The sequence below is a fragment of the Amaricoccus macauensis genome, assembly GCF_049800915.1.
In the GTDB taxonomy this organism is placed as follows: domain Bacteria; phylum Pseudomonadota; class Alphaproteobacteria; order Rhodobacterales; family Rhodobacteraceae; genus Amaricoccus; species Amaricoccus macauensis_A.
This window is the reverse complement of the sequence record NZ_JBNAFY010000002.1, coordinates 545,556-570,186: the sequence shown is the minus strand read 5'-3', so window position 1 is coordinate 570,186 and position 24,631 is coordinate 545,556. Positions and strand designations below refer to the sequence as shown.

Sequence of the window (24,631 nt, the reverse complement as noted above, 5' to 3'; positions counted from 1 at the left end):
GGGAAGTGCCGCGCGCCCTGCGGCTCAGAACGCCAGCCGGTAAGCCGCCGCCTCGGCGACATGCGCGCGTTCAAGCTGCTCCGCCGCTTCCAGGTCGGCGATGGTCCGCGCCACCCGCAAGACCCGGTGATAGGCGCGCGCGCTCAACCGAAATTTCGCCGCCAGCCGCGTCAGCAACTCCTCGGCGTCCTCGCTGCGCGCGCTTACCCGGGCCAGGAGGTCGCCTTCTGCATCCGCATTGACCCGCACGTTCTCTTCTTCCGCATAGCGTTCGGCCTGCACCGCTCGCGCCGCGGCAACCCGAGCCGCCACCGCGGCACTCGACTCTCCGCTCTCGGCCCGCGTCAGATCGTCCACGGAAAGCGCTGGCACTTCGATCCGCAAGTCGAAGCGGTCCATCAGTGGCCCCGAAATCCGCCCCAGGTAGTCCGCCCCGCAATCGGGCACGCGGGCACAGGCCCTGTCCGGATCGGCAAGATGTCCACACCGGCAGGGATTGGCGGCCGCAGCCAGCATGAACCGGCAAGGGTAACGCACGTGGGCGTTGGCGCGCGCCACCACCACCTCGCCATCCTCCACCGGCTGCCGCAATGTCTCGAGCACCGTTCGTGAGAACTCGGGCAGTTCATCGAGAAAAAGCACACCATGATGCGCGAGGCTGATTTCTCCGGGCTTCGCGCCTCGACCGCCACCGACGATGGCGGCCATCGAGGCCGTGTGATGCGGCGAGCGGAATGGCCGTGCCCGGCTGATCCCGCCTTCGTCCAGCAGACCGGCCAGCGAATGGATCATCGAGGTCTCGAGTGCTTCCGCCGGGTCGAGCGGCGGCAGGATACCGGGCAGGCGCGCGGCCAGCATCGACTTGCCAGACCCAGGCGGGCCGACCATCAGCAGGTGATGCCGACCGGCCGCCGCGATCTCGAGCGCGCGCTTGGCCTTGTCCTGCCCCTTCACTTCCGCGAGGTCCTTCGATCCGCCCCCGCCCGTCACCAGACCGGGCTGCGCAGGGGAGAGCGACGTCCGTCCCGTCAGATGATTGACCAGTTCCAGCATCGTCTTCGGCGCGAAGACCTGAACCGCGCCGACCCAGGCTGCCTCCGCACCACATGCCGCCGGGCAGATCAGCCCGCAATCGGCCTCCGCGGCCGCTAGTGCCGCCGGAAGCGCGCCAATCACTGGGACGAGCGATCCATCAAGCGACAATTCGCCCAGCGCCACCTGTGAGGCGACCGCATCCGCCGGCAAGGCTTCCATGGCCGCAAGCACCGCCAGTGCAATCGGCAGATCGAAATGCGAGCCCTCCTTGGGCAGGTCAGCGGGCGAGAGGTTGACCGTGATCCGGCGCGCAGGCAGCGCAAGCCCCATGGACGTGAGAGCGGCCCGCACCCGCTCGCGCGCTTCCGATACCGCCTTGTCGGGAAGCCCGACGAGGTTGAACGCCGGCAACCCCGCGACGATGGCGCACTGGACCTCGACTATCCGCGCCTCGATCCCCTGGAATGCTACTGTATAGGCACGCGCGACCATGTCTTCTCCCGAAAACGTGGTCAAACCCTGAGCACAGCACCTCCCAAGGTTTGGTTAACCGCCACCATGCCGACCCTCCGGCGCTCACACCGAAATAAACAAATCGTTACAATTTCGCAGCCGAGAGAACCGAACAGCCCCCTCGCGCGTAACACTCTTCAAAAGGCCACCAGTACCAGTTCGGTGCACCGGCAAGAACAGGGGACCCCATGGCACTTTTGGATACCGCAGTAAAACGTCTTGCCCGCGAAGCGATGCAGGCAGAAATGCTGGACGCCGAGACGGAACTTGCACTTGCAAGAGCCTGGCGCGACAACGGAGACGAAAAGGCGCTCCATCGGCTCGTGAATGCCTATATGCGGCTCGCGATTTCGATGGCAAGCAAATATAACCGTTACGGAAACTCGATGCCCGATCTGATCCAGGAGGCTGGCATCGGACTTCTGAAGGCAGCGGAGAAATTCGACCCCGACCGGGGTGTGCGCTTCTCCACCTACGCCGTCTGGTGGATCAAGGCGTCGATCCAGGACAATGTGATGCGCAACTGGTCGCTGGTCCGCACCGGCTCCACCTCGTCGCAGAAGTCGCTCTTCTTCAACTATCACCGCGTCGTCGCACGGTTGGAGCGCGAGGGCCGGTCCGAAGGCTCGGCAATCGATGCGCCCCGCCTGCGCGAAATGGTGGCAGAAGAACTCCGCGTTTCCGTCGCAGATGTCGAGATGATGGAAGCCCGGCTTTCGGGCTCCGACTTCTCGCTCAATGCCCGTCAGTCCGATGACGATGGCGCCCGCGAGTGGGTCGACACGCTTGAAGACGATGCGCCGCCCTCCGCCGAAACCGTCGAGCGGGATTCCGATCTCGAGCGGGCGCGAGAATGGATCGCTGAAGCCCTCGGCGCCCTCAATACCCGTGAGCGCAAGATCATCATGGAGCGCAAGCTGCGGGATGCTCCGCGCACGTTGGAGCGCATCGGCGAGGAACTCGGCGTCAGCAAGGAAAGGGTGCGGCAACTCGAGGCGCAAGCACTTTCGAAAATGCGCTCGCACCTTCAGGAGAACACGGGCGGTGCGGCGCATCTCGTTGCAATGGGCTGAAACTCTTCCGCCTACTGGCAGGACCGCGGCGGCTTGGCTCACCAGAGCCGTCGCGGCGGTCCTGGTCATGTGTCTGATATCACCACTTGCGGTCTCAGGCTCTGATCTAGGTCCGCTCGAGGCCTTTCTCGTAGATGCCGAAGATGCGGATGTCGTCGTGATTGGGGAGATACACGACAACCCCCAACATCATGAGATCCAGGCTCGGGTTGTGCAGGTGCTTCAACCCGATGCCATCGTGTTCGAAATGATACCGGAAGCACAATCCGCCACGGTAAACGACCTCCGAGCGGAAGGTACCGGGCGGGACGCCATCAAGGCGGCTCTCGATTGGGACAACAGTGGCTGGCCCAGTTTCGACTTCTACGCACCGATCCTCGAAGCCGCCCCCGATGCGCGCATCTATGGCGCGGGCCAGAGCCGCGAAACGATCCGTCAGGCCTCTCGGGAAGGCGCCGCAGCCACCTTAGGCCCAGAGGCCGCTCGCTATGGCCTCACTTCCGCGCTTCCGGCACAGGACGTCGCTTCACGGCGCGAGGAAATGGCCATCGCCCACTGCGGCGCCCTGCCGGATGACGCGCTGGATGGCATGATCGAGGTTCAACGCCTCTGGGATGCCACCCTTGCCCGCGCGGCCCTCAGCGCGCTTGAAGACGCAGACGAGGGTGCTCAGGTGGTCATGATTGCAGGCAACGGCCACGCTGATCGCGTCCGGGGTGCTCCGAAGGTGATCGCGCAAGCCGAACCGGATCTTGAGATCCGGGTGCTTGGTCTCCTGGAAGGCACCGGCTCGGCGGATCTTGCCTTTGACATGACGATCAGCACCGCCGCCCCCGAACGCGGCGATCCCTGCGAAATCTTCGAAACGCGCAAAACCGATTGACCCGCTGACAGCGGACGATTGGCGCGACGCTTTCCCTGCGCTATCACCACGCGCTGCGATTCTTCCATCCCAAGCTCACCTGACCCATGCAACTCGACGATTTCGACTTCAGTCTCCCCGAGGACCTTATCGCGCTGCGTCCGCTCCGGCCGCGGCCCGCCTCCCGCCTCCTGGTTGCCGACGACAGCTCGATCACCGATAGCCGGGTTTCACAGATCGGGGACCATCTGGTGGAAGGCGATCTTTTGGTTCTGAACGACACCAGGGTCATTCCGGGGCGCCTGCACGGGGTCCGCGAACGCCCGGGGGGCACAGGCGCGCGGGTCGAGGTAACGCTGATCTCCGCCCGGCCTGACGGGGGCTGGCATGCGCTTGCCAAGCCCGGAAAGCGGCTGGCTCCGGGCGACACGATCCGCTTCGGCGACAGGCTGAGCGCAACCGTCCAAGACCGCGAGGGGGCAGAGGTCTCGCTTTTCTTCTCCAGCGCAGGAGCCGAATTCGAGGCCGCCCTCGAAGCGCTGGGCGAAATGCCCCTGCCACCTTATATCGCCGGTCGCCGCGCGGTGGATGCCCAGGATCGCACCGATTACCAGACTGTCTTCGCGCGCAACCCCGGAGCCGTCGCGGCGCCGACCGCCTCGCTGCATTTCGACGAAGCGCTTCTGTCGGAACTGGCCGGGAAAGGCATCCGGTTCGCCCATGTCACCCTTCACGTGGGCGCAGGAACCTTCCTGCCGGTCAAGACGGACCGGATCGAGGATCACAAGATGCACAAGGAATGGGGGGAGATCGGACCGGACGCCTGCGAGGCAATCCATGCCACACTCGCATCCGGTCGTCGCGTGATCCCGGTCGGCACGACTGCCCTGCGCGTGCTTGAAACCGCCGCAACCGGGCCAAGCGAGATCCGTCCATGGCATGGCGAAACCGACATCTTCATTCGCCCCGGGCACGAATTCCGCGTGACCCGCGGGCTGATGACCAACTTCCACCTGCCGAAATCCACCCTGATGATGCTCGTTTCCGCATTGATGGGCACCGAACGCATCAGAGATATCTACGCCCACGCGATAGAGCAGCGATACAGGTTCTTCTCCTACGGCGATTCGTCGCTTCTTCTCCCAAAAGCGGCGTAAACGCGCGGGCACGAATCGGCAGGTTGAGGCCGGCATCGGCGCGCAAACCTTTGCGCCGGGCAAGCCCTCGCGCAGACCACACTTCTATGATTGTCGATAAGCTTTCGAGATGATCTCGAGGCTACGAACACGAAAAGGCCGCGTAAAATGGTTCTAGTCATCCGGCAATCTTGGCCGCTGCTTCTGGGATTGCTCCTCCTCCTGGTGGGCAACGGAATCCAGGGCACCCTGCTCGGTATCCGAGGCGCGCTCGAGGGCCTCGACCCCACCACGATGTCCTGGATCATGAGCGCCTATTTTGCCGGCTTCCTGCTCGGGTCGCGCCGCGCGCCGATCCTTATCCGGAACGTGGGACACGTGCGGGTCTTCGCCGCGCTTGCCTCGATGATCTCCGCCGTCTTCATCCTTTACGCCGCCGCACCGACCGCCTGGTCGTGGATTCTGATGCGCTTTGTCGTCGGGTTCTGCTTTTCGGGGGTGTATGTCGTGACCGAAAGCTGGCTAAACGAATCCTCCACGAACGAAACGCGCGGCATGGCGCTTTCGCTCTACATGGTCGTGCAGATGCTGGGCATGATTTCGGCCCAGGGCATTCTGAACTTCGGCGACCCGTCGGGCTACTCGCTCTTCATCCTGATGTCGGTGCTGGTTTCGGTCTCCTTCCTCCCGATCCTGCTCTCCGTCACGCCGGCCCCGGCATTCCAAACCACCAAGCCGATGACGCTCAGGGAACTCTACAGGGCCTCGCCGCTCGGCTGTATTGGCATATTCCTGCTCGGCGGCGTCTTCTCCGGCCTGATCGGCATGTCCGCGGTCTTCGGCACCGAACAGGGGCTGACGGTCGGTCAGATTTCCCTCTTCGTCGCGGCAATCTACGCCGGGGGGCTCGCACTTCAGATCCCGATCGGGGCAGCCTCCGATCGGATCGACCGGCGCGTTCTCATCACCATGCTGGCGGTGATCGGCGTCGTCGTCGGCTCGATCGCCTTTCCGTTCTCGGATCGTTTTGCCGTCATCGTCGCACTGGGCGCCCTCTTCGGCGCGGTGGCCAACCCGCTTTATTCGCTCCTGATTGCCTACACGAACGACTACCTCGACCCCTCCGACATGGCGGCGGCATCTGGCGGCATGCTGTTTCTCAACGGGGTCGGCGCAACGATAGGCCCGATCTTCATCGGCTGGATGATGCGGACCTGGGGCGCGGAGGCGTTCTTCGTCTATCTGATCGCACTCCTGGCAATCCTTGGCGGTTTCGCAGCGTATCGAATGACGAAGCGGGCCAGCGCGGACGACACGATCCCCTATCGTGCCATTTCGCCCACCGCCTCACCCGTTGCCTTCGAAGCCAACCAGGAAGTCGCGATCGAGATTGCAGAGGCCCATGAAGAGGAGAACCAGGGAGGGATGTCTTGACCTCGCCTGCAATTCCGTAGCTTTCTGTGCAGAGAGATTTGGCGGCAGAAGACCGGTGGCGTTCGCCTGTCCGGTTCCGGACACGCCCAGACGTTAGGGGAAGCGAATTGGACAAGAGAGCGGAACAGATCCTTACCTTCTGGTTCGACGAGATCGGAACCGACGCCTGGTACAACGCATCTCCGGAACTTGACGCCACGATCCTGCAGAAGTTCGAACAGATCTGGGGCTTTGCCGCACGCGGCGAACTAGACCAGTGGATCTGCGAGCCGCTTACCAGCCTCGCGCTCCTTGTGTTGCTCGACCAGTTCCCGCGCAACATGTTCCGCGGCGATCGCAAGGCCTTTGCCACCGACGCGAAGGCACTGCGCGCCGCGAAGGAGGCCATCTCGATCGGCCATGACCAGCGCCTAGAGATGCCGGGCCGGCAGTTCTTCTACCTGCCCTTCATGCATTCGGAAATCGGCCCCGATCAGGAGCGCGCCGTCCGGCTTTTCATGTTCTCCGAGGCGGAAACAGGGCTGCTTCATGCCCGCGCCCACCGCTGGGTCATCCGCAAGTTCGGCCGCTTTCCCTATCGCAACGAGGCATTCGGCCGGAAGAACACACCGGAGGAGGAAGCCTTCCTCGCGAATGGTGGGTATGAACTCGCTCTCAAGGAGGTCCGCGACACCTGAGGCGGCGGTAGGGCTGCGCCCTGCAGAGGCGCTTGCGTGCCCGACCCGATTTTGAGAGCCTAACCTACCTGCCGGCGATTCTTGCGAGAACCAGCCGGCCATCCCTTTAGTTTAACATTAAACCATTTTCGGCAATATTTCACCTATTTTCAGCCTGTGCGGTCGTCATTTTGCGCTGAAATGGTTCGAAATTGAACCAATTTCGGGCCAACTGGCGAAAACGCGTTTGCCCCGAGCCGGTCTACGCCTTATGAAAGTCCTCAAGGTTCAGAAACCCCGGGGGAAGGAAACATGGCGGAACAGACCTACGACGTGATTGTGATCGGAGCGGGCCCGGGGGGCTACGTCGCCGCAATCCGTGCAGCCCAGCTCGGTCTCAAGACGGCAATTGTCGAACGCGAGCATCTGGGCGGCATCTGCCTGAACTGGGGCTGCATCCCGACCAAGGCGCTTCTGCGCTCGTCCGAGGTCTTCCACCTCATGCACCGCGCGAAGGAATTCGGTCTCAAGGCCGAGAACATCGGCTACGATCTCGATGCCGTCGTCCAGCGGTCCCGCGGCGTGGCCAAGCAGCTTTCGGGCGGCGTCGGCCACCTTCTGAAGAAGAACAAGGTCACCGTTCTCATGGGCGAGGCGTCCCTGCCCTCCAAGGGCAAGGTGACGGTCAAGACCGACAAGGGCACGGAGAACCTCTCCGCCAAGAATATCGTGCTGGCCACTGGCGCCCGCGCCCGCGACCTGCCGGGCCTCGAGGCCGACGGCAAGCGCGTCTGGAACTACAAGCATGCCCTTAAGCCGCCCCATGAACCGAAAAAGCTTCTGGTGATCGGCTCCGGCGCGATCGGCATCGAATTTGCCAGCTTTTTCAACACGCTCGGCGCCGATACCACGGTTGTCGAAGTGCTCGACCGGATCCTGCCTGTCGAAGACGCGGAAATCTCCGCCTTCGCCAAGAAGCAGTTCCAGAAGCAGAAGATGAAGATCCTCGAGAAGGCGATGGTCAAGAAGCTCGACCGCGGCGCCGACAAGGTCACCGCCACCATCGAGCAGAACGGCAAGTCCACCACCGAGGAATTCGACACGGTCATCTCCGCCGTGGGCATCGTCGGCAACACCGAAGGGCTGGGCCTTGAGGCGCTTGGCGTGAAGGTCGACCGGACCCACGTGATCACCGATGAATTCTGCCGCACCGGCATCGACGGCCTCTACGCCATTGGCGACATCGCCGGCGCACCCTGGCTCGCCCACAAGGCCAGCCACGAAGGCGTCATGGTCGCGGAACTCATCGCCGGCAAGCACGCCCACCCGGTCAAGCCGGAAAGCATCGCGGGCTGCACCTACTGCCACCCGCAGGTTGCAAGCGTCGGGCTCACCGAGGCGAAGGCCAAGGAGCAGGGCTACAAGATCAAGGTTGGCCGCTTCCCCTTCATCGGGAACGGCAAGGCCATCGCGCTCGGCGAATCCGAGGGCATGATCAAGACGATCTTCGACGAGAAGACCGGCGAGCTTCTGGGGGCCCACATGGTCGGCGCGGAAGTCACCGAACTGATCCAGGGCTACATCGTCGGCCGCACCCTCGAGACCACCGAGGAAGACCTGATGCACACGGTCTTCCCGCATCCGACGCTGTCGGAAATGATGCACGAATCGGTGCTCGACGCCTATGGTAAGGCGATCCACTTCTGATCCGGCACATGGGGCGGTCGGCTCGGACCTTCCGCCCCCTACCGGAGACCTTTCGCATGAAGAACCCGTTCATGAGCATGTGGCTGAGCGCGGCGAATACCGCCGCCGGCCAGATCCAAGGCTACTGGATGGCCGAATACCAGCGCCAGCAGAAGGCCTATATGCGTGAGATGCAGAAAGCATTCAGCAGCCCGAACCTGTTTTTCGGTGCTGGCATGCCGATGAAATCCTCTCCCACCCGACGAAAGAAACGCGGTTCCTGACACCCTTGGTCCGCTGCGCGCGAACTTGCGATTTCATCTTGGGCTGCGCCGGATGTTCACGTAATGTTCTCGCATGCCGCGCCGTTCCACCTCCCAGGCCCGACTCGATGACGAGGCCTTTCCCGTCCGCGTGAAGCTCGCCATCCCGCCCCAGGGGCTGGGGCGGCGGCTTCAGGATGTTCATGCCTGGCTTTCGGCCGAGATCGGCGCGGGTCATTTCGCTGTCCATGCCGCCAGTTCCACCGGTTCGGACGCGCTGGCGATCTACTTCTGCGATATCGACTGCGCCCGTGCCCTGCTCGAGGCCTTTCCCGATATCGCCCTTGCCGACGGGACGATATCGCTCCCATATTCCTCCCCGGTCCAGCAGGGGCCGTGGCAGGCAATGGACATATTCGGCGTGTGCAATCTCTACTCACTCATCAAGGGGCAGGCCGCGATCCGCGAAATCGCGGATGCGATGACCGACAGTACCGGCAACCAGCCGCCCCTGCCGGGCATCTTTCCCGACCAGTTCGCCCCGGTGGTCCGAAACGAGGGCGACGGGCGCGCGCTTTGCCTCATGCGCTGGGGAATGCCCTCGCCCGCTTTCGCGTTGAAGAACCGCAAGACCGACAGTGGCGTCACCAATGTGCGCAACACCAGGTCCCCCCATTGGCGCCGCTGGCTCGGCGTCGAGAGCCGCTGCCTCGTGCCCTTCACCAGCTTCTGCGAATACGATACCCGACCGGGCAAGGACCGCGAGCCGGTGTGGTTCGCGCTCGGCGAGGATCGGCCGCTCGCCTTCTTTGCCGGGATCTGGACGCAATGGACCTCCGTGCGCAAGCTGAAGGAGGGGGAGACAACCAACGACCTCTTCGGCTTCCTCACCACAGAGCCGAACACGACCGTCGCACCGATCCACCCGAAGGCAATGCCCGTGATCCTCACGACGGCAGAAGAGCGCGATGTCTGGATGCGCGCACCGACAGCCGAAGCCCTGGCGCTTCAGCGGCCCCTGCCCGACGATGTGCTCGAGATCGTGGCGACCGGCAAGCGCGAGGATGGCGCGCCTTCGGATCCGGAAACCTGAAGCTCAGGCTTCCAGCAGGGCGCGCGCCGCACCGCGCGCCTCGGCAGTCACGGTATCGCCCGCAAGCATCCGCGCGATCTCCTCGGTCCGCTGATCCGGGCTGAGCGGCAGCACCTGCGTGCGCGTGTGCCCGTCCTCGACCCGTTTGCCCACCTGCCAGTGATGCGATCCGCGCGCAGCAACCTGGGCCGAATGGGTGACGACCAGCACCTGCGCCCCCTGCCCCAAAGACTGCAACCTCCGACCCACGGCATCCGCCGTCGCGCCGCCCACGCCGCGGTCGATCTCGTCAAAGATCAGCGTGAGGTCGGTCGAGCGCTCCGCGAGACACACCTTGAGCGCCAGCAGGAACCGCGAAAGCTCGCCCCCCGAGGCCACCTTGTCGATGGGCCCGGCAGGTGAGCCGGGGTTGGTCGCGGCTGTGAACCGCACACGGTCCGATCCATCCGGTCCGGGCTCGCCCTCGCGCACCTCGGTCACGAACCGCGCTTTCTCGAGCTTGAGCGGTGGCAGCTCCTGGAGCATCCGCGCATCCAGCCGCTCGGCGGCGGCACGGCGCTTCGCGGAGAGCACTTCTGCCCTTGCCTGATATTCCGCATCGGCTTCGTTCAGCTCGCGCTTCAACCCTGCAATCGCGTCGGCACCGCCATCGATTGCAGCGAGCCTCACGCGCAGATCCTCGGCCAGAGCCGCCAGTTCATCGGGCGGAACCTGATGCTTGCGCGCGAGACCGCGAATGGCAAAGAGCCGCTCCTCGACCCGATCGAGCTCGCCGGGATCGCTCACAAGCGCGTCCTGCACGGCCTCGATGCCTTGCGAAACCTCACCCAGCTCCGAGAGCACCCGCTCAAGCCCTTCGAGAACGCCATCGAGCGCACCCTCCGAGCGAACCGCAGCCCCCTCGAGCCAACGCATCGCCTGAAGAAGCGCGCCTTCCGCGCCCTCCGCACCAACAGCCTGGCCCGCGCGGTCGATATCGCTCCGGATCTCCTCGGCAACCTTCAACTGCCGCCGTCGCAGATCGAGTTCGGGTTCCTCACCCGGCTGCGGATCGAGATCGTCAAGCTCCGCCACGGCATGAGTCAGGTATTCCGTATCGCGGGACGCGGCCTCCAGTGCCGCCTCCGCTTCGGCCAGCCTGCGCGTAAGACCCGCGCGCCGCACCCAGACCTCCTGCACGCCCGCAAGCTCCGCGCCGCACTCGCCAAACGCATCGAGGAGCCCCATGTGGCGCCTGGCATCCAGCAATCCCTTGTCGTCATGCTGGCCATGAAGCTCGACCAGCGCCCCGCCCAGCAGGCGCAACGTCTCTGCGGCCACGGGCCGGTCATTCACCCAGGCCCGCCGCTTGCCATCGGCATTCGCCACCCGCCGCAGGATCAGATCATCCTCCACGGGCAGCCCGGCCTCATCGAGGATCGCCCGCACGGGATGAGCCGGTGCGAGTTGGAACTCCGCCGTCACCTCACCCCGCTTGGCACCGGCCCGAACCAGCCCGGGCCGCACCCGCCAGCCGAGCACGAAGCCGAGTGAATCGAGCAGGATCGACTTGCCGGACCCCGTCTCCCCGGTGAGCACATTCAGCCCCGGTTCGAAGACGAGATCCGCCGCCTCGATAAGCACCATGTCGCGAATGGTGAGACTACGCAGCATCGGTCAGGATCTCTCCTTGCTCAGCGCCAGTCCCCTTTGACGACCTGCCGATAGGTCCGATTGAGCCACCCCTCGCCCGCATCTTCGGGCCGCAGGCCGCGACCCGTGAGCAGAACGTAGCTGTCCGCGTACCAGGGCGAGCCCTGGAAGTTGTAACCCAGAATCGCTCCGGCGGTCTGCGCCTCGTTGACCAGCCCGAGTGAGAGATAGGATTCCACGAGGCGATGCAAGGCCTCGGGCGTATGGGTCGTGGTCTGATAATCCTCGACAACCACACGGAAACGGTTGATCGCCGCAGTGTAGTGGCCGCGCGAGAGATAATACCGGCCGACCTCCATCTCCTTGCCCGCAAGATGATCGAGGGCCAGTTCGAACTTCAGTTCGGCGGACTTGGCATATTCACTGTCGGGATAGCGCTCGATGATGTCGCGCATCTCCTGCAACGCCTCGAAGGTGTTGGCCTGGTCGCGACCGATATCGACGATCTGGTCGTAGTAGGAAAGCGCGATCAGGAACTGCGCATAGGGCGCATCCACATCCGCCGGGAAGAACTCGAGATAGCGCTGAGCGGCCGCGCGACTCTCGGCATATTGCGCGCCCTCGTGATAGGCGAAGGCCGACATAAGCATCGATCGCTTTGCCCATTCCGAATAGGGATAGAGCCGCTCGACCTCGGAGAACATCTCGCCCGCATCGCGCGGCTGTCCCTCGGCCAGCAATCCTTCCGCATCGAGATAGATCTGCTGGGCGGAGCGGGTTTCGATAGGCTCCTCGCGGTTCCGGCTGCAGGACACCGCCACCAGCAGGATCAGGACCAATGCGCCGGCCTTTGCCAGTACACGACCCGATTTAGATGCCATACTCTTCCTGCCTCTCGCCAGTCACGTCATACCACACGAGGAGCCCCGCCCGCTCCCGGTGGCACACCGGTTATCATAGCTCAGCGAGGGGGTGAAACGAAAAGCGCAGCCCCGAGGGGCTGCGCTTCCGCCTGTTCTGCCTGCCGTCAACCTGCCCGGCGTAGATCCGCGAACCCCACACCGGCACCGGGCAGTTGCTCGGTTTCCTTTTCGTCGAGCGAAACCCACTCCCATGCGTCCGGCTCCGCGAAGAGCTTGCGCAGCAGACGGTTGGTCGCGCCGTGACCGGCCCGGACGCCGCGATAGGCTCCGAGGATCGGCGCCCCCGCGAGAGCCAGATCGCCCATTGCGTCCAGCATCTTGTGCCGCACGCATTCGTCCGTGCGCCGGAAGCCGCCTGGATTCAGCACCTCGTCGCCCTCGACGACGATCGCATTGTCGAGCGAGCCACCAAGAGCCAGGCCCCGCGACTGCATGAAGTCCACATCCGCCCGGCGGCAGAAGGTCCGGCAGTCGGAAAGCTCGTGCACGAAGGTGCCATTCTGCATCGAAAGCGACTTTTTCTGATGGCCAATGGCCGCATCGGGAAAGTCGATCTCGAACTCGATGCTCAGCGCGTCTGCGGGCCGCAATTCCGCCACCACATCGCCCTGGATGTCGATCACGGGACGCAGGATGCGGATTGCCCGAGCCTCGCCTTCGAAGCGGTGCAGACCGGCCTTCAGGATCGCGCTGACGAACCGCTGCGAACTGCCGTCCATGATCGGGATTTCGGGTCCGTCCACGTCGATCAGCGCATCGGTGACACCAAGCCCGGCCATGGCCGCCATGATGTGCTCGACCGTCGAAACCGTCGCACCCGCCTCGTTGCGCAGTACCGTGCAGAGCGTCGTGTCGCTCACGGCGTCGAAGATTGCCGGGATGATGTTGTCGCGATCGGTCACATCCGTGCGCCGGAACCGTATCCCGCCCGACAGAGCGGGGTGAATGACCAGGCGCACCGGACGACCGGAATGAAGCCCGGTGCCACGCAGAATCGCCTCGTGTTTAACAGTGGTAAGCATAACTGCCCCCTAAAACCTCAAGATTTGCCGGGCATTCACCCCAAGAACCCGGCATCTGTTCCTGATGCTAAATTAGGAACTGGGCGGTTTTTCGCAAATCAACGTTTGTGTCGGTTTGCAACAATCGGCAAAAACACAACACTCACTGGCACTTGCCTGCTTCGAGGGACCGTTCGGTCAAAAGTCTGTCGAGCTGCGCATCCAGTGCGTCGCGATTGATCATATTCAATCTGACAGGCAAGACAATCACGTTCCGCCGGAAATCCTGCGGAAGCCGCGCAGCGTCCTTCTCCGTCGTGACGAGTTGCGCCCCGGCCGTTCGCGCATCCGCTTCCAGCCGTGACAAGATCCTCCCGTCATAGACTCCGTGATCGTCGAAGGCCCGTGTTCCGACAATTTCGGCGCCCAGCGCGCGCAGCGTCCGGAAAAACTTTTCCGGGCGGCCGATCCCGGCAAAGGCAAAGGCACGCAGGCCCTCCCAATCCATCCCGGTCTGCAATGGCGCAAGCTCTGCCTCCACAAAGGGAAGCGCCGCCGCCTCGGGCCAGGTCTTGCGAAACCGTGCCCGCTCCTCCGGCGCTCCGATGGCCATCACGAGGTCGGCACGTGCCAATCCCTCGGGCACCGGTTCCCTCAGCGGCCCGGCCGGCGCGACCCGCCCATTGCCGAATCCCACACCGGCATCCACGACCACAATCGAGAGATCCCGCGCCAATGCGGGGTTCTGGAACCCGTCATCCATGACGATGACGTCGGCTCCGGCCTCGGCTGCCGCCCGACCCGCCGCCGCACGGTCGCGCGCCACCCAGACCGGCGCGAAGGGCGCGATCAGCAAGGGCTCGTCCCCCACATCCCCCGCGGTGTGTCGCGTCTCATCGACCCGGACCGGACCGGTCAGCCTCCCGCCATGCCCGCGGGAGATCACGTGCGGGGCCATCCCGCGGCTCGTCAGTTCCGTGATCAGCGCCATGACCGTCGGGGTCTTTCCCGCGCCGCCGAGCGAAAGATTGCCCACGCAGATCACCGGCACGGCCAGGCGCTCGTACGGCCCCTTGGCGAGACGCCGCCGCGTCATCGCGGTCCAGAGCTGCGCGAGAGGCGCAAGCAGATGCGGCAAGAGCCCAGGCGCGCGCCGATCGCGAAACCAGAAGGCGGGCGGTTGCATCAGGCGGCCCGGTCGAGCGCGTCGAGGATCACCTGCTCCACCCTGTCGGTCACCTCGGCATTCTTCGAGACCACATCCCACGCCGCAGCGGCCATCTTCGCCGCGCGATCCGGCGCCAGAACATCGCCGAGCGCCTGTCCGAAGTCCTGGGCGCCCCGCACCTCGACGACCGCATCCGCCTCCGCAAGCTTGGAATACGCATCCTGGAAGTTGCGCACATGCGGCCCGTGGAGGATCGCACTGCCGAGCAGGGCCGGCTCATAAGGGTTGTGGCCGCCGATTTCCTTCAGCGACCCGCCCACGAAACAGACCGGCGCCACGCGATACCAGATCCCCAGTTCGCCCAGCGTGTCCGCGAGATAGACGTCCGTCTCCTTGTCCACCGCCTCGCTTGCGGAGCGCAGCGCCACCTTCAGGCCTTTCGCGCGCAGATCCGCCGCGATCTCTCCACCGCGTTCCGGGTGGCGCGGCACGAGAATGAGCAACAGGCCAGGTGCGGCGCGCACCGCAGCGCGATGCGCCGCGATGACCAGTTCTTCCTCGCCCTTGTGCGTCGAGGCCGCAAGCCAGCAGGACCGCCCCTTCAGCACCTTGCGCACCCGCGCAAGCTCCGCCTCGTCATGGGGCAAGGGCGATGCGCCCTCCTTGAGTGACCCCGTGACGGCGAGCCGGTCCGGCGACGCCCCCAGTTGGCGAAGCTGCACGCCCGCCAGGTCGTCCTGTGCCAGAATCTGGTCAAATCGGTTGAGCAAGAGCTTCGACGTGGCCCCGACCCGCCGCCAGTTCCTGAAAGAGGTCTCGGAGATGCGGGCGTTGATCAGCAGCATCGGAATACCCCGCCCCTGCACGGCCCAGATCATGCCGGGCCAGAGCTCGCTCTCGGTCCAGACCGCCACATCGGGTCGCCAGTGATCGAGGAAACGCTCCACCCAGGGCAGAATGTCGAGCGGCACGAACTGGTGCAGACACCCTTCCGGCATCCGCGCCGCAAGAATGTCCGCAGAGGTCTGCGTGCCGGAGGTCACAAGACAGGTCACATCCGGACGGCTGGCCCGAAGCCGCTTGAGCAATTCAAGCAGCGAGACCGATTCGCCCACGCTTGCGGCATGAAACCAGACCAGCGGCCCCTCGGGCCTTGCGATCCCGGCCTGCCCCATCCGCTCGCCGAGCCGCTCCCCGTTCTCCTTGCCGATGGCCAGCCTCTTCCTGAGCCGCCACCGGGCGAACCAGCCGAGACTTCGCGAAAGCAGGAGATAGCAGGCAAGAAGCGGCGTGCGCCGGCGCGCGGCAGTCACGGGAAGGGTCTCACGCGATTTCGGCAGTGGGCCCTGCTTCCTCGCCCTCGTCGATCAGCCGGTGAAGATGCGCGATGAAATAGCGGGTCTCGGCACTGTCGACCGTGGAGTGCGCCTTGGCCTTCCAGGCATCATAGGCAGAGGCATAGTCGGGATAGAGCCCCACGATGTCGATCTTTTCCACATCCGCGAACTCGGTCTTGTCCGTGCTCGTGAGTTCACCGCCGAAAACGAGATGCAGGCGTTGGGTCATGTAGGGGCCTCCGCTGGAATGTGGGGAATTTCCGGCACAATAGACACCACCCCGGCGAAATCAACAACTCCCCACCGATCAATCGATCTCGACGACCACCTTTCCCGTCGCCGCCCGGTTCCGCAGCAGATCGAGCGCTTCTTCGGCACGTTCGAGCGGCACCACATGCGAGACATGCGGGCGCAGCTTGCCGGCCTCGTACATCTTGAAGAGCTTACCGAAACTCTCCGCGAGGACATGCGGCGCGAGCTTCGCGTAGGCCCCCCAATAGAGCCCGTGAACGGTGATGTTCTTGACCAGGATGATATTGGCCGGGATCTGCGGGATGTCCCCCGAGGCAAACCCCAGCGGCAGGATGCGCGCGAGCGGATTGCACGCCCGAAGCGCGGCCTCGAAGAGATCCCCTCCAACGGGGTCATAGACGACATCGGCACCGCCCAAGGCCTTCACCTCCGTGCGGATATCGGCGTCGTTGTCGAAGACATGATGCGCCCCGGCCGCCTTGGCGACCGCGCATTTCTCCGCCCCGCGCGCCACCGCGATCACCTCGGCCCCCATCACCCGGCCGATCTCCACCGCCGTCAGCCCGACACCGCCCGAGGCACCGAGCACCAGCAGCCGCTCACCAGGCTTGAGCCCCGCCCGATGGTCAAGCGCCACGTGGCTCGTGCCGTAGGCAATGAGAAATCCCGCAACTTCGGCGTCGGGCATCTGCGCGGGCGCCGGAACGCAGCGCTCCGCCGGAACACACAGATACTCGGCCAGACCGCCCACTCCGGAGTAGCAGGCGATCCGCCGGCCCACCAAACCGCCATCCGCACCGGGCCCCGCGGCCTCGACAGTGCCGCAGATCTCGAGTCCAGGCGAGAAGGGCAGCGGAAACTTCTCCTGGTAGCGCCCCTTGACCATCAGCGTGTCGGCGAAATTGATGCCGCAGGCACGGACCCTAACCAGCACCTCGCCCTGCCCCGGAACCGGCTTCGGAGCCTCCGCCAGTTCGAGCGGCTTTCCCAGTTCCACGACCTGCATTGCACGCATGTTCTCACTCTCCCTGCCTATCCCACGCCCTTTGACCCGAAAGGACCACTGCCCGTCCAGCCCGTTGACACACCGCGCACCCGGCCGAGCCTGTTTTCCGGAACCACCTTCGCTGATGCCGGAAAAAGCGGACAGCGGCAGCTGTCAAATAGTCCAGCGCAGCGGCTGTTTGACAGATGAGGCGGGCCGCTTCAGGCATCCATCAAGCGAAGGCGGCGCGGAAGACAGAAGCGCGCGAGGCTGTTTTCTGGTGAACCCGAAGCGCAGAACCCGCCGTCAGGTGCTGCCGCCCGGGGCATTGTCCTCCTGGAGAATATGGCGGTCGAAGAAATTCTCCTGATGCACGACCACCCGGTCGGGCCAGGCAAGCACCACCCCGATTTGCCCTGGCCCGTCATAGCGCGGCATCCGGACCTCCGGCCCGCCGAGCTGCGGAAAGAGGCAGAAATGGTTCCCGCCAATCGTCGTGAAGGGCACACCGCCCGCGACACCGGATGAGGACATGTGCACATGTCCGGAAATCACCTGCCGCACGTCACCATGGGCACGCAGCGCCGCGAGAAAGGGGCCGGGGTTCTCCATGCTGATCGAGTCGGTCGGAACACCCATCTCGCAGATCGAGTGATGCAGCACCACGATCACCGGCCGGCCCTTCGCCTCGCCAAGCCGTTCCTCAAGCCAACCGAGCTGCTCGGGCGTGATGACACCCCCGTCCGTCCCTTCATGGAGCGTGTCCAGAATGATGACCCGATAGCCCTCGGCATCGATCAGATCGTCGATACAGCCCGTGGGTGCTGCCAGCCCGGGCCCGAAGACCTCGAGAAAGGTCGGGCGGTCATCGTGATTGCCGAGCGTGAGATAGAAGGGCATCGCGATATGCGCCAGCTTGCGCGACAGCCGCTCATAGGACGGGCGGTCACCATCGTCGGTCAGATCACCGGCGAAGATGCAGAAGGCCGCGTCCGAATGATGGGTATTCACATGCTCGATGGCCTTCTCAAGACGTTCGGCCGTATCGATCCCCAGGCTCAGCGCCCCGCGCGGCACCAGATGGAGATCGGAGATCACCACGAACTTGAGCATGTCGAAAACTCCCTGGTCAGACAAATGACTTCGACCGTCCCGGCACCCCTAGATCGCCCGGCGCGGAAACTGCACGAGCGTTTCGAGAAGATCCGGCAGATCCGCATAACGGGCAAGAACAGCATCCGGCTCCATCCGGGCCACCGCCTCGCCCTCCGGTCCGAACCCGACCAATACGCAGGGCACCCCGGCATTGCGCGCGGTCTTCCGGTCGGTCTCCGTATCCCCGATCAGCACCGAGGCCTCACGCCGCCCCCCGGCCTGCTTGATCGTCTCCATCAGGTGACCCGGATGCGGCTTGCGGATGGGGAGGCTGTCCGCCCCCAGCACGGCGCGAAACCGCCCCGCGATCCCCAGCCTGTCAAGCAGCACCCGTGCAAGACCGATGGGCTTGTTGGTGCAGACCGCCAGAATCCAGCCGTCAGCCGCCAACCGGTCCAAAACCTCCAGCGCACCGGGGTAGAGCCGCGTTTCGACACAGATCCCCGCACCATAGGCTTCCAGGAGCCGGGGATAGAGCCGGTTCACCTCTGCCTCATCCGCCTCCGCACCGGATACGCGCCCAAGCCCCGCCCGCAGCATCGCCCGTCCGCCGCGAAAGGCCACCGAGGCATCTTGCGGCCCCAGGGGTGCGCCATGCCCGGCCTCGCCCAGCGAGACATTCGCGGCCGCCAGAAGGTCGGCGGACGTGTCCGCCAGGGTTCCATCGAGATCAAAGACCGCTGTCCGCATGCACACCTGACCAAGTTTCCGAACCGGTTTCCGCTTCCCTCTTGCCCCATCGCGGCAATCATTTGAAACACTATCTGATGCAGACCGGTCTTTTGTCGGAATGGGCAGGCTGGTAAACGCGCCAAGGAACAGTTTGCCGGAGACCGATCATGTCAATCGCCGTTGTCATCCTGGCCGCCGGGCAGGGAACTCGGATGAAATCCGATCTGCCCAAGGTCTTGCACGGGCTCGCAGGCGCTCCGCTCCTCGCCCATGTGATGGCCACGGCACAGGAAATCGAGTCCGAACGGCTGGTGGTCGTGACCGGTCATGGAGCCGAGGCGGTCGAAGCCGAGGCCGCCACGCGCGACGAGGAGGCCCGCTTCGTCCGTCAGGAGGAACAGCTCGGCACCGGACATGCGGTCCTGCAGGCTGCACCCGAGCTCGCGGATTTCTCCGGCGATGTCGCCATTCTCTACGGCGACACCCCCCTGATCCGTCCCGAAACGCTCGAAGCGATGCAGAAGGCCCGCGAAGAGGGCGCATCCGTGGTCGTGCTTGGCTTCGAAACCGCCTGCCCCACGGGCTACGGCAGGCTGATCCGCGACGAAGACGGCTCGCTCCTGAAGATCGTCGAGGAAAAGGACGCCACCCCCGCCGAGCGCGAGGTTTCCCTCTGCAATTCCGGCGTGATCCTCGCAGACAGCGCCCTGCTCTTCGAGCTCCTCTCCGAGGTCCGCAATGACAACGCCAAGGGCGAATACTACCTCACGGACGTGATCGGCCTCGCCCGTGGCCGCGGGCTCACGGCCGGCATCATCACCTGCCCCGAGAGCGAAACGCTCGGCGTCAATTCCCGCACCGACCTCGCCGCCGCCGAAGCCGCCTTCCAGGCGCGCGCCCGCTCCGAGGCCATGGAAAACGGCGTCACGCTCAGCGATCCCGCCACGACCTGGTTCGCGCTCGACACCGTCATCGGCCGCGACGTGCAGATCGGCCCGTCCGTCTTCTTCGGTCCCGGCGTCACGGTGGAATCCGGCGCCACGATCCTCGCCTTCTGCCACCTCGAAGGCTGCCATGTCAGCCGTGGCGCGCGGGTCGGCCCCTACGCCCGCCTCAGACCAGGCGCCGAACTGGCCGAAGACACCCACATCGGCAACTTCGTCGAGATCAAGAACGCCATCGTCGACGAAGGCGCGAAGGTGAACCACCTGAGCTATATCGGCGACGCGCATGTGGGCACGGCCACCAATATCGGCGCGGGAACCATCACCTGCAACTACGACGGCGTCTTCAAGCACCATACGGAGATCGGCGCGCGGGTCTTCGTCGGCTCGAACTCCGCTTTGATCGCCCCCGTCACCATCGGCAACGACGCCATGATCGCCGCAGGCTCCATCATCACCGAAAGCGTCCCCGAAGGCGCGCTCGCGGTCGCCCGCAGCCGCCAGGCCACCAAGCCCGGCCTAGGCCGCCGCTTGATGGACAAGCTCCGCGCAGCGAAAAAGAAGAAGCAGGAGGCCGTCTGAACCATGTGCGGAATCGTCGGAATTCTCGGCCGCCACCAGGTCGCCCCCATCCTGATCGAAGCCCTCAAGCGGCTGGAATACCGCGGCTACGACAGCGCGGGCATCGCCACGCTCGACGACGGCCACCTCGTGCGCCGCCGCTCCGTGGGCAAGCTGGTCAACCTCTCCGACCTCCTCGTGCGTGACCCCGTGCGCGGCGAAAGCGGCATCGGCCATACCCGCTGGGCGACCCATGGCCGGCCCAACGAAACCAACGCCCACCCGCACCAGGCCGGCAGCGTCGCGGTCGTCCACAACGGCATCATCGAGAACTTCCGCGAGCTGCGCGCCGAGCTCGAGGCCACCGGCACCGGCTTCGAGACCGAAACCGACACCGAGATCATCGCCCAGCTCTGCAACCGCGAACTGAAAGCCGGCAGATCCCCCGTCGAGGCCGCCCGCGCCACGCTCGCGCGGCTTCGCGGCGCCTTCGCGCTCTGCTTCCTCTTCGACGGCGAACGCGACCTGCTCATCGCCGCCCGCCGGGGCTCGCCGCTCGCGATCGGCTACGGCGAGGGCGAGATGTATGTCGGCTCCGACGCCCTGGCGCTCGGACCCATGACCCACCGGATCTGCTACCTCGAGGAAGGCGACCACGCCATCCTCACCCGCACCTCGGCGGAAATATTCGACGCCGACGGCCAGCGGGTCGAGCGCCCCATCGCCGACATCCCGCAGGAAAACTTCCACGCCGAGAAGGGCCGCTTCCGGCACTTCATGGCCAAGGAGATCCACGAACAGCCCAGCGTGATCGCCCAGTCGCTCCAGCGCTATCTCGGCTCCGACCTGCGCCTCTCCGAGTTCGAGGAACGGCTCGATTTCACCGCCTGCGAGCGCATCGTGCTCGTGGCCTGCGGCACCGCGAACTACGCCTGCCACGTGGCGAAATACTGGTTCGAGACGCTCGCGCGAATGAATGTCGAGATCGAGATCGCCTCCGAATTCCGCTACCGCGAGCCCCCCGTGGGCCCCGAGACCCTCGGCATCTTCGTCAGCCAGTCGGGCGAGACCGCCGACACGCTCGCGGCCCTGCGCTACGTGCGTGCCCACGGCGGGCGCATCGTTTCGGTGATCAATGTCGAGACCTCCACCATCGCGCGGGAAAGCGATGTCGCCTTACCGATCCTCGCGGGCCCCGAGATCGGCGTCGCCTCCACCAAGGCCTTCACCTGCCAGCTTCTCGTCCTCGCCATGCTCGCCATCACCGCAGGCCGCCAGCGCGGCAAGCTCGACGCGGCGGAATGCACCCGGCTGGCGGAGGCGCTCAGCGGCGTGCCCGGCCTCATCGCCCAGGCGCTCGCGCTCGAGGAAGACGTGGCCGAGACGGCGAAATCCGTCGCCCGCGCTCGGGACGTGCTCTTCCTGGGCCGTGGCCCGATGTTTCCCCTCGCCCTCGAAGGCGCGCTGAAACTGAAGGAAATCAGCTACATCCACGCCGAGGGCTACGCGTCCGGCGAGTTGAAACACGGCCCCATCGCGCTCGTGGACCAGGAGGTTCCGGTGGTGGTGCTCGCACCCTACGGGCCGCTCTTCGAGAAATCGCTCTCCAACATGGAGGAGGTGATCGCGCGCAGCGGCGAGATCGTGCTGCTCTCGGATGCCAACGGCCTCGCCATGTCCGGCGGCAAGGCAGCCCACACGCTCGAACTCCCCTCCGTCGAGGCCCTCACCGGCCCGATCGTCTACGCGATCCCGCTCCAGCTTCTGGCCTACCATTGCGCCATCCAGAAGGGCACCGATGTGGATCAGCCCCGCAACCTCGCTAAGTCGGTGACGGTGGAGTAGCCGACATCGACGAAGCCACGGGACGCGCACGACGCATTCGGCTTGTCCCGTGCCGCTGTCGCCCGACGTGATTGGCGGGTTGGTCTGCCGTCTGAAATTGACCCGGAAGGGTCCAGCCTCTTCCAACCACCCCTCCCTTCTCAGATCCGCGCAAACGCGTAATACTCGACGGGCTGCCGTCGCGATTGAGGACCGGCGCACATCCAAAGGAGCGCCCCATGGCCAAGCAGTTTCCCGGCTTCACCGAAGACCACACGCGGTTCATTGCGGAGCAGCACATCTTCTTCGTCGCGACCGCCGCGCCCACCGGCCGGGTGAACCTCTCGCCCAAGGGCCGCGATGCCATGCGCGTGCTCGGCCCCAACCGGCTGGTCTGGCTCAATCTCACCGGGTCCGGCAACGAGACCGCGGCGCACCTGCTCGAAAGCCCGCGCATGACCGTGATGTGGTGTTCCTTCACGACGCGCCCGCTGATCCTGCGCGCCTATGGCACCGCCCGAACGATCCACAACGGCGCGGAGGACTGGGAAGCGCTCTACGCCCACTTCCCCGACCAACCCGGTGCGCGGCAGATCTACGATCTCACCGTCGATCTGGTACAGACCTCCTGCGGCTATGCCGTGCCCTTCATGGACTACCAAGAGCCGCGCGACACGCTCCAAACCTGGGCAGAGACAAAGGGCCCCAAAGGCGTCGCCGCCTACTGGGAAGAGCGCAACACCACCTCGCTCGACGGCCGCCCCACCGGTATCTGATATTCCACTTCGGCAGAGCGTTGAACTCCACCGCAGGCCTCTTGCCGGAGTCCCGATGCCAGCGGCGGACCGAGCGCCCCTACTACGTCTCAGGCAATATTTTCCTTGAGCCCATCACGCCATTAGTGACGGGAAAAAATGGCATGGAACAAGCCGAAGGCGCCGCGCCTGCGACTGTCCCTCTTTCGCGGTTTCAACGCGCGAAAGCACCCTACTTCGTGAAGGCCCCCTCTCCAAATTGCGCCGGATCGATCACCGCGAGGCAGGAAAGCCCGCTGTCGCTCACACCCAGCTTGCCGCAAATATGGCGCGAAACCGCGTTCTCAGGCCGCACCCCGGTATAGAAGATCTCTGCCCCGAACCGTTCGTTCATCCGCAAGGCCGCCAACGCGCCGAGGTAGAGCGATAGAGACTGACCCCGATCCTTTTCCCGTGTCGCCAGCATGCCCCACCAGGCGGCCCGCCCCCAGGGGCTTTCAAAATGATTGCCCAGCACCGCGCCCGAGCAGGCCGCCACGCCCCCATCCGGCGCTTCGAGAACGAAGCAGATCGCCCGTTGGCTCTGCCCGCTGATCACCGCCGAAATCGGCGGCAGGACATGACATGCCAGCGCGGTCTCCGCGAGCTTGGCATACAGCCCCGCTTCGGTATCCGGCCCGATCTCGCGCAGGCGATAGCAATCGGGCAGTTCGAAACCCCGCACCACCCGCGCACAGGTTTCGAGGCAAGCCTCGGTCCCCATGAACTGATCCCATCGATCCGAAATCAGCCCCTGGGCCGAGAAGGCCGCTGCCAGTTCCGGCTCATCCTCCCGGCTGACGAAATGGCTCAGAGAGGCACCCTGCAATCGCGCAAGCGTTGCCAGAACCGGCAGGCTCTCCGGCGTGACCGCCTCGAGAGACACACTCCGTCCCATGTATCCGTAGGCGGGATCGCTTCGCAGCAAGGGCCAGAGCCAATGCGCCGTGCGCTCCATGCTCTGCTGTGCCGGGCTTCCGAAACACCAGTTGCCGTCCCCGATCTCGCTCATGGTCATGGCCAGCCCTCCCCCTTGTCACCATACCACAAGTATTGAGGCAGGGTGTGGAGAGCCGCAAAGGGCACGGCACCGCAATTCCCCCAACGTGATTGACCCAGCGATCGGCGGAACCCAACCATGGCGGAATGAGCCCGGCACCCTCCATCGCATTCGCCTATGCCTGCGCCTGTGTCGGCGTCATCGGCTTTCAGATCGCCTTGATCGCGGGGGCACCCTGGGGGCATCTCACCCAGGGCGGGCAACACGAAGGCCCCCTCTCCACAGTAGGCCGAGTTGCCGCATTCATCTCGATCTTCATTGTAATGGCCATGGCGTTCGGAATTCTGTCCGGTGCGGGATTGTGGCCCCATTGGCCCCGCTGGACGCAGTGGACGGCACTCGCGGTCCAGGTCCTCTCCTGTGTCCTCAACTGGATCACGCCCTCGAAACCGGAGCGGCGGCTTTGGGGGCCACTGACCTCCATCCTGCTGGCGCTCGCGGCGGTGGTGGTGTTCGCCGGTTGACGGGAAGTTCCCCCGAAACCCATGTCTCCGGATCGAGCTGTCCGCCCATTGCCCTAGGGCACCGCATCCCGTCTCCGGCCTCCCGAATGGTTAACGAAATGCGACGCG

Annotated in this window: 23 protein-coding genes; 12 read left to right on the top strand and 11 right to left on the bottom strand. The window is 64.9% G+C overall.

What is annotated here, in order from left to right; genetic code table 11:
• Positions 1–24: 24 nt before the first annotated feature.
• Positions 25–1,527, bottom strand: coding sequence for a YifB family Mg chelatase-like AAA ATPase (locus ACP15W_RS06895; protein ID WP_424932115.1), 1,503 nt, complete (start codon positions 1,525–1,527; stop codon positions 25–27).
• Between the two features lie 209 nt (positions 1,528–1,736).
• Between ACP15W_RS06895 and ACP15W_RS06890 the strand changes: the two genes are divergently transcribed.
• The 8 genes from ACP15W_RS06890 (at position 1,737) to ACP15W_RS06855 (ending at position 9,751) form a co-directional block, all read left to right on the top strand.
• Entirely contained in the window at positions 1,737–2,621 is an 885-nt protein-coding gene (locus ACP15W_RS06890; RefSeq protein WP_424932114.1) for an RNA polymerase factor sigma-32, read from the top strand.
• A gap of 67 nt (positions 2,622–2,688) precedes the next feature.
• Positions 2,689–3,504 (top strand): ChaN family lipoprotein, encoded by an 816-nt coding sequence (locus ACP15W_RS06885; RefSeq protein WP_424932113.1) that lies wholly within the window; start codon positions 2,689–2,691, stop codon positions 3,502–3,504.
• A gap of 86 nt (positions 3,505–3,590) precedes the next feature.
• Positions 3,591–4,640 carry a tRNA preQ1(34) S-adenosylmethionine ribosyltransferase-isomerase QueA gene (gene queA / locus ACP15W_RS06880; protein WP_424932112.1) on the top strand — a complete coding sequence of 350 codons (1,050 nt, stop codon included), beginning with the start codon at positions 3,591–3,593 and terminating at the stop codon, positions 4,638–4,640.
• Positions 4,641–4,787: 147 nt separating this feature from the next.
• Positions 4,788–6,053, top strand: a complete 1,266-nt coding sequence (locus tag ACP15W_RS06875; RefSeq protein WP_424932111.1) for an MFS transporter — start codon at positions 4,788–4,790, stop codon at positions 6,051–6,053.
• Between the two features lie 107 nt (positions 6,054–6,160).
• Positions 6,161–6,730 carry a DUF924 family protein gene (locus ACP15W_RS06870; RefSeq protein WP_424932110.1) on the top strand — a complete coding sequence of 190 codons (570 nt, stop codon included), beginning with the start codon at positions 6,161–6,163 and terminating at the stop codon, positions 6,728–6,730.
• A 291-nt stretch (positions 6,731–7,021) separates the two neighbouring features.
• Positions 7,022–8,416 carry a dihydrolipoyl dehydrogenase gene (gene lpdA, locus ACP15W_RS06865; RefSeq protein WP_424932109.1) on the top strand — a complete coding sequence of 465 codons (1,395 nt, stop codon included), beginning with the start codon at positions 7,022–7,024 and terminating at the stop codon, positions 8,414–8,416.
• Positions 8,417–8,472: 56 nt separating this feature from the next.
• Complete coding sequence (locus ACP15W_RS06860; protein WP_424932108.1) at positions 8,473–8,679, top strand: hypothetical protein; 207 nt, start codon at positions 8,473–8,475, stop codon at positions 8,677–8,679.
• Between the two features lie 73 nt (positions 8,680–8,752).
• A complete protein-coding gene (locus tag ACP15W_RS06855; RefSeq protein WP_424932107.1) occupies positions 8,753–9,751 on the top strand; it encodes an SOS response-associated peptidase in 999 nt (332 codons plus the stop codon).
• A gap of 3 nt (positions 9,752–9,754) precedes the next feature.
• On the opposite strand, the gene recN is transcribed toward ACP15W_RS06855, so the two are convergent.
• From recN to ACP15W_RS06810, 9 genes are all read right to left on the bottom strand, one after another.
• Entirely contained in the window at positions 9,755–11,404 is a 1,650-nt protein-coding gene (recN, locus tag ACP15W_RS06850; protein WP_424932106.1) for a DNA repair protein RecN, read from the bottom strand.
• Positions 11,405–11,424: 20 nt separating this feature from the next.
• Entirely contained in the window at positions 11,425–12,264 is an 840-nt protein-coding gene (locus ACP15W_RS06845) for an outer membrane protein assembly factor BamD (protein WP_424932105.1), read from the bottom strand.
• 146 nt (positions 12,265–12,410) lie between these two features.
• Positions 12,411–13,328, bottom strand: a complete 918-nt coding sequence (lpxC, locus tag ACP15W_RS06840; RefSeq protein ID WP_424932104.1) for a UDP-3-O-acyl-N-acetylglucosamine deacetylase — start codon at positions 13,326–13,328, stop codon at positions 12,411–12,413.
• Positions 13,329–13,470: 142 nt separating this feature from the next.
• Complete coding sequence (lpxK, locus tag ACP15W_RS06835; protein ID WP_424932103.1) at positions 13,471–14,493, bottom strand: tetraacyldisaccharide 4'-kinase; 1,023 nt, start codon at positions 14,491–14,493, stop codon at positions 13,471–13,473.
• Positions 14,493–15,788 carry a 3-deoxy-D-manno-octulosonic acid transferase gene (locus ACP15W_RS06830; protein WP_424932102.1) on the bottom strand — a complete coding sequence of 432 codons (1,296 nt, stop codon included), beginning with the start codon at positions 15,786–15,788 and terminating at the stop codon, positions 14,493–14,495. The genes lpxK and ACP15W_RS06830 overlap by 1 nt, the downstream gene beginning before the upstream one ends.
• Before the next feature lie 10 nt (positions 15,789–15,798).
• Positions 15,799–16,041, bottom strand: a complete 243-nt coding sequence (locus ACP15W_RS06825; protein ID WP_424932101.1) for a DUF4170 domain-containing protein — start codon at positions 16,039–16,041, stop codon at positions 15,799–15,801.
• Positions 16,042–16,119: 78 nt separating this feature from the next.
• Entirely contained in the window at positions 16,120–17,079 is a 960-nt protein-coding gene (locus ACP15W_RS06820; RefSeq protein WP_424932100.1) for an NADPH:quinone oxidoreductase family protein, read from the bottom strand.
• 276 nt (positions 17,080–17,355) lie between these two features.
• Positions 17,356–18,162 (bottom strand): metallophosphoesterase, encoded by an 807-nt coding sequence (locus ACP15W_RS06815; protein WP_424932099.1) that lies wholly within the window; start codon positions 18,160–18,162, stop codon positions 17,356–17,358.
• Positions 18,163–18,210: 48 nt separating this feature from the next.
• Complete coding sequence (locus ACP15W_RS06810; RefSeq protein ID WP_424932293.1) at positions 18,211–18,894, bottom strand: HAD-IA family hydrolase; 684 nt, start codon at positions 18,892–18,894, stop codon at positions 18,211–18,213.
• Between the two features lie 149 nt (positions 18,895–19,043).
• On the opposite strand from ACP15W_RS06810, the gene glmU reads away from it, so the two are divergent.
• The 3 genes from glmU (at position 19,044) to ACP15W_RS06795 (ending at position 22,981) form a co-directional block, all read left to right on the top strand.
• Positions 19,044–20,402, top strand: a complete 1,359-nt coding sequence (glmU, locus tag ACP15W_RS06805; protein WP_424932098.1) for a bifunctional UDP-N-acetylglucosamine diphosphorylase/glucosamine-1-phosphate N-acetyltransferase GlmU — start codon at positions 19,044–19,046, stop codon at positions 20,400–20,402.
• 3 nt (positions 20,403–20,405) lie between these two features.
• On the top strand, positions 20,406–22,226 hold the full coding sequence (gene glmS / locus ACP15W_RS06800) for a glutamine--fructose-6-phosphate transaminase (isomerizing) (protein WP_424932097.1): 1,821 nt from the start codon (positions 20,406–20,408) through the stop codon (positions 22,224–22,226).
• Positions 22,227–22,444: 218 nt separating this feature from the next.
• Positions 22,445–22,981, top strand: coding sequence for a pyridoxamine 5'-phosphate oxidase family protein (locus ACP15W_RS06795; protein ID WP_424932096.1), 537 nt, complete (start codon positions 22,445–22,447; stop codon positions 22,979–22,981).
• Between the two features lie 211 nt (positions 22,982–23,192).
• Here the strand turns inward: ACP15W_RS06795 and ACP15W_RS06790 are convergent, their stop codons facing one another.
• Positions 23,193–24,017, bottom strand: a complete 825-nt coding sequence (locus ACP15W_RS06790) for a hypothetical protein (protein ID WP_424932095.1) — start codon at positions 24,015–24,017, stop codon at positions 23,193–23,195.
• Positions 24,018–24,145: 128 nt separating this feature from the next.
• Here ACP15W_RS06790 and ACP15W_RS06785 point away from each other — a divergent pair, with 128 nt between their 5' ends.
• A complete protein-coding gene (locus ACP15W_RS06785; RefSeq protein ID WP_424932094.1) occupies positions 24,146–24,523 on the top strand; it encodes a hypothetical protein in 378 nt (125 codons plus the stop codon).
• Positions 24,524–24,631: the final 108 nt, after the last annotated feature.